13 protein-coding genes are annotated in these 13842 nt (G+C 59.5%); 7 read left to right on the forward strand and 6 right to left on the reverse strand.

The window, feature by feature from the left end:
- Positions 1–13 precede the first annotated feature (13 nt).
- The 6 genes from H5P17_RS06225 to H5P17_RS06250 all read right to left on the reverse strand — a co-directional run bounded on the left by H5P17_RS06225 (position 14) and on the right by H5P17_RS06250 (position 6481).
- Positions 14–529, reverse strand: a complete 516-nt coding sequence (locus tag H5P17_RS06225) for a fimbrial protein (RefSeq protein ID WP_044551985.1) — start codon at positions 527–529, stop codon at positions 14–16.
- A gap of 36 nt (positions 530–565) precedes the next feature.
- Entirely contained in the window at positions 566–1108 is a 543-nt protein-coding gene (locus H5P17_RS06230; RefSeq protein ID WP_182821911.1) for a fimbrial protein, read from the reverse strand.
- Positions 1109–1583: 475 nt separating this feature from the next.
- Positions 1584–4112 (reverse strand): fimbria/pilus outer membrane usher protein, encoded by a 2529-nt coding sequence (locus H5P17_RS06235; protein ID WP_182821913.1) that lies wholly within the window; start codon positions 4110–4112, stop codon positions 1584–1586.
- Positions 4113–4170: 58 nt separating this feature from the next.
- Positions 4171–4845 (reverse strand): molecular chaperone, encoded by a 675-nt coding sequence (locus H5P17_RS06240; protein ID WP_182821915.1) that lies wholly within the window; start codon positions 4843–4845, stop codon positions 4171–4173.
- 60 nt (positions 4846–4905) lie between these two features.
- Positions 4906–5451, reverse strand: coding sequence for a fimbrial protein (locus H5P17_RS06245; RefSeq protein WP_182821917.1), 546 nt, complete (start codon positions 5449–5451; stop codon positions 4906–4908).
- Between the two features lie 421 nt (positions 5452–5872).
- On the reverse strand, positions 5873–6481 hold the full coding sequence (locus H5P17_RS06250) for a tyrosine-type DNA invertase (RefSeq protein ID WP_182821919.1): 609 nt from the start codon (positions 6479–6481) through the stop codon (positions 5873–5875).
- 444 nt (positions 6482–6925) lie between these two features.
- Here H5P17_RS06250 and H5P17_RS06255 point away from each other — a divergent pair, with 444 nt between their 5' ends.
- Genes H5P17_RS06255 through H5P17_RS06285 form a run of 7 tightly spaced genes read left to right on the forward strand, consistent with a single transcriptional unit; the run spans position 6926 to position 13841 of the window.
- Complete coding sequence (locus tag H5P17_RS06255) at positions 6926–7933, forward strand: 3-oxoacyl-[acyl-carrier-protein] synthase III C-terminal domain-containing protein (protein WP_182821921.1); 1008 nt, start codon at positions 6926–6928, stop codon at positions 7931–7933.
- A complete protein-coding gene (locus tag H5P17_RS06260) occupies positions 7930–8946 on the forward strand; it encodes an NAD(P)-dependent oxidoreductase (RefSeq protein WP_182821923.1) in 1017 nt (338 codons plus the stop codon). The genes H5P17_RS06255 and H5P17_RS06260 overlap by 4 nt, the downstream gene beginning before the upstream one ends.
- Positions 8939–9745, forward strand: a complete 807-nt coding sequence (locus H5P17_RS06265; RefSeq protein ID WP_182821925.1) for an MBL fold metallo-hydrolase — start codon at positions 8939–8941, stop codon at positions 9743–9745. Before H5P17_RS06260 ends, H5P17_RS06265 begins: the two co-directional genes overlap by 8 nt.
- On the forward strand, positions 9742–11028 hold the full coding sequence (locus tag H5P17_RS06270; protein WP_182821927.1) for a F390 synthetase-related protein: 1287 nt from the start codon (positions 9742–9744) through the stop codon (positions 11026–11028). The genes H5P17_RS06265 and H5P17_RS06270 overlap by 4 nt, the downstream gene beginning before the upstream one ends.
- Positions 11025–11642 (forward strand): phosphatase PAP2 family protein, encoded by a 618-nt coding sequence (locus H5P17_RS06275; RefSeq protein WP_044551975.1) that lies wholly within the window; start codon positions 11025–11027, stop codon positions 11640–11642. The genes H5P17_RS06270 and H5P17_RS06275 overlap by 4 nt, the downstream gene beginning before the upstream one ends.
- Positions 11639–12757 carry a sterol desaturase family protein gene (locus H5P17_RS06280; RefSeq protein ID WP_182821929.1) on the forward strand — a complete coding sequence of 373 codons (1119 nt, stop codon included), beginning with the start codon at positions 11639–11641 and terminating at the stop codon, positions 12755–12757. The genes H5P17_RS06275 and H5P17_RS06280 overlap by 4 nt, the downstream gene beginning before the upstream one ends.
- The gene (locus H5P17_RS06285; protein WP_182821931.1) at positions 12750–13841 is read left to right on the forward strand and encodes an acyl-CoA desaturase; all 1092 of its coding nucleotides are present in this window, start codon (positions 12750–12752) and stop codon (positions 13839–13841) included. Before H5P17_RS06280 ends, H5P17_RS06285 begins: the two co-directional genes overlap by 8 nt.
- Position 13842: the final 1 nt, after the last annotated feature.

Raw genomic sequence — 13842 nt, forward strand, 5'->3', positions numbered from 1 at the left:
CCCTGCAACTGGATTATTGGTAGGTGAAGGACACCAGAATATTGCCGCTGACGGTGCCCGTGGTCGACGCACCCATGGCGTAAATCTGAACCTTTTGGGAAAACTTTGCGGTGCGAGCCACGCTATCGACGGCCACTTGCCGGGTGGCGTTAGGCCTGATCTCGCTACCGGCGCTATCGAGCATGTAAAGGACCACCTGGGTCGCGGTACCGGTATTTTTAAAACTGTCAGCCGACAAGGGGGAAACCGTACCGCCATAGGTGGCCGTAACTTTGGTGACACCCTCAGAGCAACCTTCCAGCTCCAGGTCAAAATTCACAAATGGGCTTGTTTCTCCCTTCTTTGATAATTTAAGTACATCAATATCCGGTAGTACCACGTTATGCGGGTTGCTGCCTTTAACGGTGCAAGAGCTGGCAATGACGTTGCCGGTGATATTGACCGCTACTGAGTCGGCCTGCGTCAGTGGGGAGTGCAATAGGCCGGATAATGCCAGGAAAAACATTTTGTTAGTGATTATTTTGCGCATATTCCTCTCCTTGGGCTCCTTGCGGTAGAGGCACCATTATTGATAGGTGATATTCAGGGTAGCGCTGCTGTTGGCCTTGCCGGCGGTCACCTGTTTGTTGGTCTGGTAATAGCGCGCGGTGAAGGGCAGGGTTTCCTGACCGCCGGGGGAGGTTTTCAGCAGGATATTATTGTTGATTTTCAGAGGTACATCGCCGTACAGCAGCTGTACGCCAACGCCTGTGGCAGTGCCGGTCTGCCCGGCGTTGGTCAGGGCCAACACGCTGGTGTCGCTGGCCTCGCTATTTTGCGTGCCGGCCAGGGAGACGTTGATTTTGGCGTCTTTATCGCAGGTCAGGCCGACATTGAAGCCTTTATCGCCGGTGGTAACGCCGACGCCGGTGAATTTGATATCAAGAACGTCGCCCAGCGGGACATTGATACTGGTGCTGTTTAGGCTACAGGCAATTTGGGTGACGGTACCGCCGCCATCAATGTTCAGTTGACTGGCATTAGTGAGCTCTCCTGTAGTCAGATAGGCCAACGGTGAAGCGAATGACAACTTACCGTTGGTAGTTCCGCCAACGTAAATCAGCTCCATTTTAAACAGCAGGTCTTTGGCGTAATATGTATATTGTTGCCCACTAGGGGGGGTGTAAGTGTTGCTTGTGGGGACAGGATTCCACTGTGCAAAAATGCCTATACTTCGCACCCGGAACCCAATGCCCGGGATATTGCTCTGGAAAACATCGTTGTATCCGCAACCAGGGATTGTGCATTTGCATACCGAGAAGCCTCCGTGTATGAGCTATAAGCGCAAAAAATACTTATAAAAACTGAACCTGCCGGAGTGCTTTCGCTGGACCAAATCACCGTACCTGGGGCGGTATCGCGTTGCACAACCAAACTGGCCGGCAGCGACAGATGCATTATCTGTGTTGTGGGGCCTCCCCAACATCCGGCGATTGCGCTGCTATTGTTCCCTAATACCAAAGCAATTAGTACGCAGAACGGTATGATTTTTTGAACGATAAATAGCCTGTTTTTGGCTGTGTTACGTTTCACTATTTTCATGCTCATTGACACACCCCATTTGTTTGCACCACGCCGCCCTGCGGTAGTGTGCTTGGCAATTGATAATCCACTCGACATCGCTCGCCGTTGCCATTCCCCCATTTCGCCTGCAGGCTCCCCTGTGGAGCCAGGCCACTGAGGTACACCTGGCCGCCATCGCCAACAATGCTGCCCTGTGCCGTACTCTGGTCGGCATCGCTGACCGTGGCACCAAAGGGCACCGACTGGCCGTTGGCCTGCGTCAGGGTTATCAGCGCCCGGGCGCCGACCCGCGGCCGGAAGTCCGCCCGCACCAGCGCCCCGCGCGTCGGCGTCACCCGCTGGCTGCTCTGCGGCAGGTCCACGTCCTCCGCCAGCGTCCCCGCATCCAGCGCCACCTCGCTGCGCCGGTACGGCGACAGGTAAGGCACCAGCGCATAGCCGCGCCAGTCGGTGCGCACCCCGGTCTGGTTGGTGACCGTCGCCCCTGATGCCCCAGGCGCCGCCACCAGGGCGGCGGTGTCCCCCAGCGGCTGGCCCAGCGTGATGCCGTTGGCGTGCGCCACCACGCTGCCGCTCAGCCCGTAATTGAGCCGGCGGCTGTTTTTGTCATAGCCATAGCCGCCGGTCACTTCGCCGTAGGTGCCGCGATAATCCAGATTGGCGTTGCCGCCATAGCCCTGCCCGCGGCTGCCATAGGTTTGCTGCACGCCCCAGCTCAGGTTGTTGTCCGCCAGTGCCATGCCGCTCAGCCCCAGGTTGTGGCTGGTGGCGCCGCCCTTGGCGTTGTTCAGGCTGTAGTTGACCCAGGCGCTGTTGTTGTCCCACAGGCTCAGCGGCACGTTGATGTTCAGGGCAATCTGCTGGTCGTTGCTGCGGGTCGTTCCCTGGGTATTGCGGTTAAGGCTCCAGTTAATGCCGTAGCTGATGCCGCGCCAGCTGTTGCTGTAGCCCAGCCCCAGCGACGCCAGGCTGCGTTCGCTGTTCCAGTAGTCTTCCCGCACCGCGCTGAGCGACAAGGTGCCGCCGTTGCTGCCCAGTTGCTGGTTCATGCTCAGTTCGGCCCGGTTGCGCCGCCGCTCGTTCATCCACAGCGGGGTTGCCCCGCTGCGCCAGCCGTCCAGCACCTCGGGCAGGGAATAAAACCCGGCGGTGGAGTAGCGGTAGCCGGCGATGGCAAAGTTGGTGCCGGTCTGCACCAGGTTCTTGCTGTAGCGGGCCCGCCAGGACTGGCCGCCGACGGTAGCCTTGCCGTTGGGCTGGCTGCGTGACTGGGTCATGTCCAGCGACAACGCGCCCCAGTCGCCAAGGTTGTTGCCGACCCCCAGCGCCGCGGCCTGATAATGCTGTGCCGCCTGCACCCCGCCATACAGGGTGGTGTTCCACGGCATGCCGTAGATGACGGTGCCCTGCACCAGGGCGCTTTTGTCGACGCTGTTGTCGTAGCTGCGGTATTGCCCGCCGGTCAGGCTGTACTTCAGCCGGCCTTCGCGCTGCAGCACCGGCAGGGACGCGAAGGGCACCACCAGGTGCTGTTCGCTGCCGTCGGCCTCTTTGACGGTCACCTGCAAATCCCCGCTGCCGCCGGTGGGGTACATGTCGTTAATCACAAAGGCGCCGGGGGCGACAAAGGTGCGGTAGATTTCATAGCCGTTCTGGCGCACCACCACCTGGGCGTTAGTGCGGGCGATACCGCGCACCACCGGGGCGTAGCCGCGCAGGCTGTCGGGCAGCATCTCGTCATCCGACGCCAGCTGCACGCCGCGAAACGGCACCGCGTCAAATACCTCGGCCGGGGCATTGCTGTCGCCCAGGGTCAGCTGGCTGCGCAGGCCCACCAGGTTACGCTGGGCGTAGGTGTACACCGTACTCCACTGGTCCTGGCCGTCGCTGCTGCGGCTCCAGGTGGTGTAGTTGCGCAGCCGCCAGGGGCCGATATTCAGGCCGGGGCGCAGGTTGGCATACTGGCTGTTGCTGTTTTGGTTGCCGCCGCTCCCGTTTTGGGTTGTGGTGCTGCTGGCGCCGCTGAGGCTGTAGTTGAGCAGCAGGGCGGTGATGCCTTCGTCCCACTGCGACGGCGGCACGTAGCCGCGCGGCTGCCGGGCCAGTGCGGCCTGGGGAATGCTCAGCGCCAGCTGCTGGCTGTCGAACAGCAGGCGTGCCGACGCCTGCGGGATGGCGGCCAGGTCGGCGCAGGCGGCCTCCGGGGTGCCGAGCGCCGGGAACTGGGCTACCCGTACGCCGTACGCGGCCAGGTCGGCCAGGCTCAGGCAGGGTTGCAGCCCCTGGCCGTCGGCCCCGGCGGTAAAGGTCAGCATCCGGCTGTCGACCTGCTGGTCGTTCACCAGAATATCAACCCGGTAGTCGCCCGGTAGCTGGCTGCCGTTCTCTTCAAAGGTTGCCAGGCTGGTGACCCCCTGCTGCGGGCCGTCCAGCTCCAGCAGCGCCGGGTTGAAGTAGTCCCGCGCCTGCGCCGGATTACCGAGGGCCAGCGCAATCAGCAGCGCCAGCCGGCGGGGAACCGCCGTTCTCCGTTTCTGTTGTCTTCTCACGTCACTTCCTTGTTATTGGGGCCGCAAAGCGCCCTGAGGGTGAGGAACCTCCGGTCGCTTACTCCTGCAGCCGGCCCTGCTGCAGCGTGCCAATGCCGCCAAAGTCATTGATGACCCGCCAGCTGACGGCGCTGCCCGCGTCCGTCGGCAGGGTAAAGGTGGCGGTGGCGTGCGGTGCCACATAGGTGCTGTCCTTCACCTCCTGACCGTTGACCCTGACGCTCTGGAAGTTCATGTAAAACGGCGTGGGGTTGCTGACCGCCAGCCGCGCACCCTGACGGCGCCAGGTCAGCTGGCCGGCCACGTCGTCGGGCAGTCCTTTCAGGGCGGCCGGGCGATAAATCAGCTTGATGCGGGTTTTGACGGCAATCTGCAGGGTGTTGTCGCGCCGCTCTGTCGAGGGGATGGTTTTGACATTCAGCCAGTACAGGCTTTCGCGGTCTTCCGGCAGGGTACCGCCGACGCGCACCACGCGCAGCACGTTCTGCCGGCCGGCGTCCAGACGAAACAGCGGTGGGGTAAGGATAAAGGGGGCCTTTTCAGTGCTGCCTTCCTGCGGCTCGACCCAGGATTGGATCAGGTAGGGCAGCGCGTCGGGGTTATTGACGCTGAGCGAGGACTCTTTCTTGTCGCCGTCGTACACCAGCCGGGTGGCGCCAACCACCACGCCGGCCTGCGCCAGACTGCTGAGCATCATCAGGCCGCTGCACAGCGCGGCAAAGCGGTATTTCATGCGGTGGTCTCCAGAAGGGGACGTCAAAAAAGGACGGCAAACGCCGTCCTGACAGAGCACTCAGTTGTAGACGATGGTGAAGTTGGCGCTGGTATTGGCGATACCGGCCCCGACGCTGGCGGCGGTGGCGATATAGCGGGCGGTGAAGTCCAGCGCGTTGGTCACGTCTTTGGCGGTGTCCGCCGGGTCACCTTTTTTCAGGTCATAGCTGCCGGACAGGCCGCGCAGCGGGACCGGGTTACCGTCCTTGTCGGAGATTTGCACGCCGACGCCGGTGGCCACGCCGGTGCCGGTGGTGAGCGCCAGCACGTTGTTATCGCCGCTGACCGGGATACCGTCGAAGTTGACTTTGGCGGTGGCAACCTCCGGGCAGGACTTGACCACCAGGGTGAACTTGGTGGCCGGGCCAGTGGCACCGGCCGCGCCGAAGGCTTTGGCGCTGATTTTGCCCAGCGGTACCGTCAGGTTGGCGCTCGCGGTATCGACCACGCAGGCGGTGTCGGTGATGGAGCCGGTGAAGTTGACGGTACCGTCAGCGGCGAAGGCAGAAGAGGTGGACAGGATGGCGGTTGCGGCCAGGGTGGTGACCAGTAATGTTTTTTTCATGAGCATAATTCCTTGATGCCTGTGACTCAGCACAGCGATTCCATTAACCCGTTGAAAGGGTTTCCTTTTTTGTCGTTTGGTCCGGCGGTTTTCCTGCGTTAAAAAGGCAACTTTTTGAACCAAACTGTTACATTGCGTTTTTCGTGCGGATAATGGCGTCATTAGCCACCTGAAATAGCGTAAAACACCATGGACGGTGTTTATTCAGTGCGAATGACCAGGTTTTATTTATTCGTTTAAGTATGCGAAGGAAGCAGCAGCCGTTTTTTGAGGGGGAGTGGCATAACGCGGGTAAATATGAGTGCAGAGGATTTTATGGGTAACTAATTGATATTCTAATAGTTGAAGGGGGAGTCAAAAGGAAATGCAGACAGGTATTGACATTTTTTCAGGGGAAAATTAGCTTATGTGACAGTTTGGTTCAAAAGGTTACATTTTTCGCTTCATTTTCGTCCGGTCCGTCCTCCTCCCACAAATGTTTAAATCGTCCTGCATTGGCAGCGGTATACAGCACGGTATGCTGAATATTGCGGTGGCCCAAATAATCCTGAATCACCCGGGTGTCGGCGCCGTTATCGGCCAGGGCATAGCCGCAGGCATGGCGCAGCATATGGGGGTGGGCGGCGACCGTCAGCCCGGCCTGCCTGCCATAGGCCTGCAGCATGCGGTAGATGCGCTGGCGTGACAGGCGGTAGCCCTTTTGCGACAGGAACAGCCACTCTTCGTCTTCCAGGTTGCGGTACGACGGGCGTTTTTCCAGCCAGCGGGCCAGCAGGGTTTTCTCGGTGGCTTCCAGCGGGTGGATGGTGGAGAGGCCGTTTTTGAGGCGGTTGATGTAGAGACTGCCGCTGTCCATGTCCAGGTCGTTGATGCGCAGGCTGTTGAGTTCACTGACGCGACAGCCGTGGATAAAGCCCATCCAAATCAGGCAGCTGTCCCGTTCGGGGGCGCGGCCGGCGGCGGCCTGTTGCAACAGGCGATTGACCTCGGTGCGGGTCAGGTGTTTACGGTGAGCGTGGGATTTTTGCATGGTATTTCCTCGAAAAGACCGGGTTCGGCAAGAGGCCGAGCCCGGGCGTCGCCAGTTAATAACAGATGACGGGCAAGGAGTATAGTGCAGGTTGGATAAACCCGTGCGGCGGCGGGGGTGCTGAAACACACGGTTCTCCGCGGTTTTTACGATGCTTCATCCGCTTTTGGGCTTCCCGGTTGTTTTCCGCCTATTCTTAATTTATCTCCCCTGAGTGAGTTCCTATAGACCTCCGTTCAACCTTGCTCTAGGCTGTGGCCGGATAAACAGACGTGATTTATCGGCTCAGTTAAATGAACGGAATCAATCAGTAAGAATGCCACTTGGGTTTTTCTTTATGCTGATGTCAAACAAGGGTATGGCTGAGGATAGCGGGGTTTGAATCATTAACCGTGCTTGATAGTTGGCCAACAGAATAATGGACAAGCAGGCTGAACAACGATAATGACCCTAAATAGCCTTTCCCAAAGCTTATTGCCTCTTAAAATTATTGCGACCGGCGCGGCGTTGCCGCCGCAGTGCGTCGAATCCTCTGCGCTGGACCGTCGCCTGAACAAGTCAGCCGGTTACGTGGAAAAACGTTCGGGCATTATTCATCGTTTCCATGCCGACAACGAGGCCAGCCAGGCCGAATTGGCCGTCGCTGCGTTGGATGATGCCCTTGCCCGCCATGCGATCCCGCGGGACTCCATCGATCTGCTGATCTCCGCTTCGGCCATCGCGGTGCAGGCGTTGCCTTTCAGCGCCGCCCATATTCTAAAACTGGCCCGACTGCGGCCGGGTATTGCGGGCTTTGATATCAACACCAGCTGCGTGAGTTTTATTTCCGCATTGCAGGTGGCGGCGGGGTTACTCAATACGGGCGTTTATCGGCGTATTGCCATTGTCTCTGCCGATATTGCTTCGCGCGGTATAGACTGGGAAGACGAAGAGTCTTCATTGATCTTCGGTGATGGCGCGGCCTGTGCCATTGTCGAACGCGGTGACGGGCGTAGCGGTATTTTGTCCTACCTGATGGAAACCCACCCGGAAGGCAGCGATCTGTGTGAAATCAGGGCCGGGGGGACGCGCTGTAATCCGCGTGCCGGCATGAACGACAGTGACTTTCTGTTCCATATGAAGGGCAAGCAGCTGTTCCGCCAGGCTTCTGCGCTGATCGAAAGCTTCCTTGGCCGCTTGCTGTCGGCCGCGGGGCTGAACCTGACACAAATTGCCACCGTGGTGCCGCATCAGGCCAGCCATCTCTCTTTGGAACATATGCGCAAGCGGCTGCATGTTTCCCCGCAGGCCCTGGTGGATATCTATCGTTACCGGGGCAATCAGGTGGCGGCTTCCATCCCTTCGACCCTGCACGAAGCGGCAATAACCGGCAGGTTGAACGCCGAAGGTCCGGTGATGCTGATCGGCACCGCCGCCGGTTTGACGTTGGGCGGCATGGTACTGCTGCCATGAAGGTGCTGGTGACCGGAGCGACCAGCGGGCTGGGGCGTAACGCCGCCGAGTGGCTGTTGGCCGCCGGGCATCAGGTGCATGCCACCGGACGGGATATTGCCGCTGGGCGGCAGTTGGCGGCACTGGGCGCCAGGTTTTCCGCGCTGGATCTGACCCTCGCCGACGACGGGCAGTGTGAGCAGTTAATGGCGGGCCATGACATCGTCTGGCACTGTGCCGCAAAATCTTCACCCTGGGGCAGCCGCGAGGCGTTTGAGCAGGCCAATACCCGCGTGACGGAAAAACTCGCCGGCGCCGCCGGACGTTGCGGGGTTCAGCGGTTTATCCATATTTCGACGCCGGCGGTTTATTTCGATTTCAGTCACCGCCACAACGTCACCGAGGCGGATATTTCCCGACGCTTCGCCAATCATTATGCCGCCAGCAAGTTTGTTGCCGAACAGAGCATTGCGGCGGAGGTGTCCGCCTTTCCGCACACCACCTACCTGATCTTGCGCCCTCGCGGCCTGTTCGGTCCCCATGACCGGGTCATCGTGCCAAGGATACTGGCGCAGCTGCGGCGCGATAAAGGCGTGCTGCGTTTGCCGGCCGGCGGTTCCGCTTATCTGGATCTCACCTTTGTGCTCAACGTGGTGCATGCGATGGATCTGGCCAGCCGTCAACCAGGCTTGCCCTCCGGCAGTATTTTCAATATCACCAACCAACAGCCGCAGCGGCTGGCCGATATGTTGCACCAACTGCTCAACCGGCAGTTGGGCTGGCAATACGCCGTCAAGGCGGTGCCATATCCCTTATTGTCGGGCGTTGCTACGGGGATGGAGCTGTTGGCCCACGTCACCCGCAAAGAACCGATGCTGACCCGCTATAGCGTTGCGGCGGCCTATTTCGACATGACGCTGGATAACACCCGGGCGATAGAGGTGCTGGGTTATCGGCCGCGCTACAGTCTGGAGCAGGGGATCGAACTGACGGCGCAGTGGCTAAAGCAGCAAGAGATGAGCGCAGATGGCTAATATCACTACCTTTGAAATCGGTTATTGCACTCATCTGGGTTGCATGGCGCTGCGTGGTTCGGCGATGCGCACCTGTAAATTTCCTTCCCGGGCCTATCTGCTGGAGGTCGGCGAGCGCCGCTGGCTGTGGGATACCGGTTATGCCAGCCATTTTGAGCATTACACCGCCAGCGGCATTTTTCGGCTTTATCGCCAGGTGACGCCGGTCTATTTCAGTCCGCAGCAGGCCCTGTTGGAACAGTTGCGCAGTCTGGGGCTGAACACTGGCGATATCGAGGCGGTGATCATTTCGCACTTTCATGCGGACCACATTGCCGGTCTGCAAGACTTCAGCAGCCTGAAGATGATTTGTTCCGGCGAAGGGTGGCAGCAAACCCGAGAGCTGCGCGGTTTTGCCGCGTTAAAAAGGGCGTTTGTGCCCGGATTGATTCCGGAAGGTTTTGAATCTGCGCTGCAGTTCGTCGAGGGATTTCCGCTGCAAAGCCTGCCTGCCGCATTGGCCCCTTTCCAACAGGGCTATGCGCTGCCGGGCAGCGACGGAGAAATCGTTATCGTGCCGCTGCCGGGGCACGCCGCCGGGCACCTTGGGGCCTTTGTGCTGACCGATGCCGGCTGGACGTTGCTGGCCAGCGACGCCGCCTGGTCGCCGCTGAACTATCAGCAACTGCGTGGCCCTTCGCGGTTGGCTAACCTGATCATGGACAATCCGCGCAGCTATTACGACACCCTGGGCGCGCTCAACCAGCTCTATCTTGGCGGCGCTGCGGAGATCCGCCTGTGTCATGAGGGGGATTTATGATCCCGCTGATGACGCTATGGCACTACCTGCGTGCGCGGCGACTGCGCTTTACCCAACGGGCGGCGCTGGAGGCCTATCAGGCGCGCCAGTTGAAGCGGTTTGCCCGGCGCGTATTGGCGAGCAGCCCCTATTTTCAGCCCTATAGTGCATTGCCCCTGACCGAGTGGCCAACGATGGACAAGGCGGTGATGATGGCCAATTTCGATAGGATGAACACCGCTGGTCTGCGATTGGAGGAGCTTTTGGCCTGTGCCCGGCGCAGCGAAAGCGATCGCGATTTCAGCCCTAAAGTGGGCAACTACAGCGTCGGTTTATCTACCGGCACCTCTGGGCGGCGCGGCGTGTTCGTCGTCAGCCCCCAGGAGCAGCAGATTTGGGCCGGGGGCATGCTGGCAAAAATGTTGCCGCAGGGGGTATTTGCCGGGGAGAAGGTCGCGCTGTTCCTGCGGGCCGACAACAACCTGTACCACAGCGTCAATAACCGTTGGCTGAGCCTGTCGTTTTACGATCTGTTCGCTCCCTTTGCCGAACATTTGCCGCAGATTGAGCGTGGACAGCCGACGATTATCGTGGCGCCGGCCCAGGTGTTGTGCGCCCTGGCGGATGCCGTTGAACGCGGTGAACTCAAGCTCAGCGTCAAAAAAGTGATTTCAGTGGCCGAAGTGCTGGAACCGCAGGATCGCCAACGTTTGCAACGGGTGTTTGCGCAGGTGGGGGAAGTGTATCAAGCCACCGAAGGTTTTTTGGCCGCGACCTGCAGCCACGGCACTTTGCATCTGAACGAAGAGTTTATTCATGTCGAACCTCAGTGGATCGACGAACGGCGTTTTACCCCGTTGATTACCGATTTTACCCGCCGTACCCAACCGATAGTGCGCTATCGCCTGGACGATATTCTGGTGAAGCGCGAACAACCCTGTCCCTGCGGGCAGGCGACCATGGCATTGGATCGTATCGAAGGGCGCTGCGATGACCAACTGCTGTTGCCGGCCAGGCAGGGCGCAACGCAGCAGGTCTTCGCCGACCTGTGCCGCCGCGTGATAGCCAATGCGTTGCCGGCGGTAGCGGATTACCGGCTGAAGCAGCAGGGCGGCAGTGAGCTGTATCTGACGGCCGATTGCAACCAGGAGGCGTTGGCGAGCTGCCAACGGCAATTGATCGCGCTGTTCGAACAGCAAGGTATTGCCACGGAGCAACTGGCGTGGCACCTGCAAACGCAGGCGATCATGCCGCAGTTCGATGCCAAGCGCCGCCGCATTGTTCGCTTGCCGGAGGCCGGATGAAAATCGTTGTTTATCGCCTGTGGCAGATGTTGCTGGGGTGGGGATTTGTCGGGGTTATCTACCACGGCAGCGATCGCTGGCAAGGTGCCGGCCACTTGCTGACGCCCGGCTGGGTTGACCGGGCGATCCCGTTCAGCCCGCATGCCATCTGGCTGTATCTGTCGTTTTTCCTGATTATCCCGCTGTGCTATCTGCTTTGCCCGTTGAACCGGCTAAAATGGCTCAGAAGTACCATGCAGCTCAGCGCCTTGCTGGCGGGCGCCATTTATCTGCTGTGGCCGACGACGATGGACTATCCGCGCGTTCAGCCGGGTTCGGTGAGTGCTGATTTGCTGGCGGCGCTGATCGGCGTTGATTCGTCGCAAAACTGCCTGCCTTCACTGCATATCGCCTTGACGGTATTGGCGGTGTGGGCGGCGGCGGAAAGCCATAAAAAACTGCGCAGCGCGTTGCTGATCGTCTGGGGGCTGGCGATTGCCTTTTCCATCTTGCAATTGCGTCGCCACCTGTTTGTAGATTTGCTCAGTGGGGCGGCGTTGGCGTGGGGCGTGGGCTACGTCTGCCAGCGAGTTCAATGGATTGGCTGGGGCGTACGGCAGGGGGAAGAGTCATGATCGATCTGGTGATACCTATCGTGTTTATGCTGTTGGTGGTGCTGGGGGAAGCCCTGTGGCTGCAGTGGCGGCGCAAGGGCAGCGTCGATTGGCATGACGTGATTTTCAACCTCAACTCCGGGCATATCATGCTGTGGCTGTTTCGCGGTTTGGAAATTGCCTGCTACGGCTACGTGGTCACGCATTTCAATCAGGGCTGGCTGGACGGTTGGCCGCCGGTGCTGATGTGGCTGTTTGCGATTCTGGCCTGGGATTTCGGTTTTTACTGGCTGCACCGGTTACACCACCGTTTCCGCCTGCTGTGGGCGGTGCATGTGGTGCATCACCAGGGCGAGCATTTCAATCTGTCACTGGGCGTGCGCAACTCGTGGTATTCGTCACTGACCTCCATCCCGTTCTTTATGCTGTTGGCGTTGGCGGGCGTGCCGCTGTCGGTGTTTATCACCGTTTCTATCCTGCATTACAGCATTCAGCTGTTTAACCATAATTCGGTGACCCCAAAACTCGGCTTTCTGGAGCACATTCTGGTGACGCCGGCGCATCACCGGGTGCACCACGTTAAAGACCTGGCCTATTCCAACCGGAATTTCGGCGGCAGCTTTATCTTCTGGGACAAGCTGTTTGGCACCTTTTGCCCGGCTCTGCCGACGGAACCTTTTACCTATGGCGTGCGTGGCGACAAATCTTCCGCCAATCCGTTTTGGGCCAGTAACCTGCCGTTTATGCGCTATTTCAAGCTGCCTTTCCAACCTTCGACCCAGAGCGGGCGTTTCCGCTGTTCCGCCGGGTGCCTGGTGAGCGGGGCCATGCTGCTGTTTGCTCTGGTGCTGGGCTATGTTTATCGTTTTGGTTACGGCTATGACGGGGTGACCGGCGAGCAGGCGGCGTTGTTTGTGCTGTTGGCGACCGGGGCGATCGCCTTGGGAGGGATGGCTGAAGGTCGCCGCTGGGGCGTAGGCGTTTGGCTGTTGGTGACGCTGGCTTTCCCCTTGTGGTTATTGAAAGTGCCCGATGGGCAGTCCGTATTCTGGTGGAGCCTGGCCGGTGTCATTGTGGTTCACGGTTGCGCTGTCGCGGTCGGCTGGGGACGCCAAAAGGAGGCCGCGTATGGCTGATTTGCCGCCGCTGAGTTTTCCCGCTGAGGGGGAACAGGCGTTTCATCGGGAATTGAAACGACGGGCGCATGCTTATCTGAGCGGTCGCGACGATCACCGTTTTGCCGATGCGGCCCGTTGGGCCAAGGCCACGATTTTGCTGCTGCTTTGCGTGGGCTTCTACCTGCTCAGTTTGATGCAGCACCGGCCTTTGGCCTTTATGCTGTGTTACTTCGCTTTTGTCATGATGGGCATGTTGCTGAACGTCAACGTTAATCACGATGCATCACACAACGCCTTCGCCCGCACGCCGTGGGTCAATCGTCTGGTCGGGCGGCTGATGACTCTGCCGCTGGGCGTCGATCCGGATTACTGGCGAACCCGACACGTCAGCTATCACCATGTGTATGCCAACGTCGAACATTACGATCTGGATACGGAAGAGAACGGTTTCTTTCGCCAAACCCCGTTTCAGCGCTGGCGAGCCTATATGCGCTATCAGCACCTTTACTGGCCGCTGATTGCCGCGCTGTCGCTGCCGTACATTGCGCTGGTGTTCGATTGGTCGGATCGCTTGGGCAAGACGCCGCTGGCGGCGAAGGGCGTATTGCCCGGACGCAAGGGCTGGGCGGTGTTCATTGCCGGGAAAATAGGTCATCTGTTGCTGGTGCTGGCGATCCCGTTGGTGGTGGGGCAACAAAATGGCATCGGCTGGCCAACGGTGCTGGTCGCCTATCTGCTGAGCCAAATGCTGGCCTCGCTGTGGGTGGTGTTTTTGCTGTTGGGGACCCACTGGGCGCAGGCTGAATTTTATGCGCTGCCGGCAGGCGGCCAGATGCCGCAGGGGTGGTATCGGCATAACTTCGCCACCGCCTGCGATTGGGAAACCTCGCCGAAGTGGCTGCACCATCTGACCGGCGGGCTGAATTATCACCTGACCCACCATTTGTTCCCCGGCTGGAATCATCGTCATTATCCGGCGCTGGCCGTCATACTGGCGGAGGTGGCAGCAAGTCACAACATGGATTATCGCTGCATCGGCTATCGTGAATTATTGCGACAGCAGCAACGTTTTTTACGCGCCATGGGGCAACCACCGCAATGAA

This window comes from Serratia sp. OS31, from assembly GCF_014164835.1.
Classification (GTDB): domain Bacteria; phylum Pseudomonadota; class Gammaproteobacteria; order Enterobacterales; family Enterobacteriaceae; genus Serratia; species Serratia liquefaciens_A.

Bases quoted from the DNA above. Each gene is read 5' to 3' on its own strand.
- H5P17_RS06245 (WP_182821917.1), bottom strand. From the start codon at position 5,451: ATGAAAAAAACATTACTGGTCACCACCCTGGCCGCAACCGCCATCCTG.
- H5P17_RS06240 (WP_182821915.1), bottom strand. From the start codon at position 4,845: ATGAAATACCGCTTTGCCGCGCTGTGCAGCGGCCTGATGATGCTCAGC.
- H5P17_RS06270 (WP_182821927.1), top strand. From the start codon at position 9,742: ATGATCCCGCTGATGACGCTATGGCACTACCTGCGTGCGCGGCGACTG.
- H5P17_RS06265 (WP_182821925.1), top strand. From the start codon at position 8,939: ATGGCTAATATCACTACCTTTGAAATCGGTTATTGCACTCATCTGGGT.
- H5P17_RS06255 (WP_182821921.1), top strand. From the start codon at position 6,926: ATGACCCTAAATAGCCTTTCCCAAAGCTTATTGCCTCTTAAAATTATT.
- H5P17_RS06260 (WP_182821923.1), top strand. From the start codon at position 7,930: ATGAAGGTGCTGGTGACCGGAGCGACCAGCGGGCTGGGGCGTAACGCC.
- H5P17_RS06225 (WP_044551985.1), bottom strand. From the start codon at position 529: ATGCGCAAAATAATCACTAACAAAATGTTTTTCCTGGCATTATCCGGC.
- H5P17_RS06230 (WP_182821911.1), bottom strand. From the start codon at position 1,108: ATGGAGCTGATTTACGTTGGCGGAACTACCAACGGTAAGTTGTCATTC.
- H5P17_RS06280 (WP_182821929.1), top strand. From the start codon at position 11,639: ATGATCGATCTGGTGATACCTATCGTGTTTATGCTGTTGGTGGTGCTG.
- H5P17_RS06250 (WP_182821919.1), bottom strand. From the start codon at position 6,481: ATGCAAAAATCCCACGCTCACCGTAAACACCTGACCCGCACCGAGGTC.
- H5P17_RS06285 (WP_182821931.1), top strand. From the start codon at position 12,750: ATGGCTGATTTGCCGCCGCTGAGTTTTCCCGCTGAGGGGGAACAGGCG.
- H5P17_RS06275 (WP_044551975.1), top strand. From the start codon at position 11,025: ATGAAAATCGTTGTTTATCGCCTGTGGCAGATGTTGCTGGGGTGGGGA.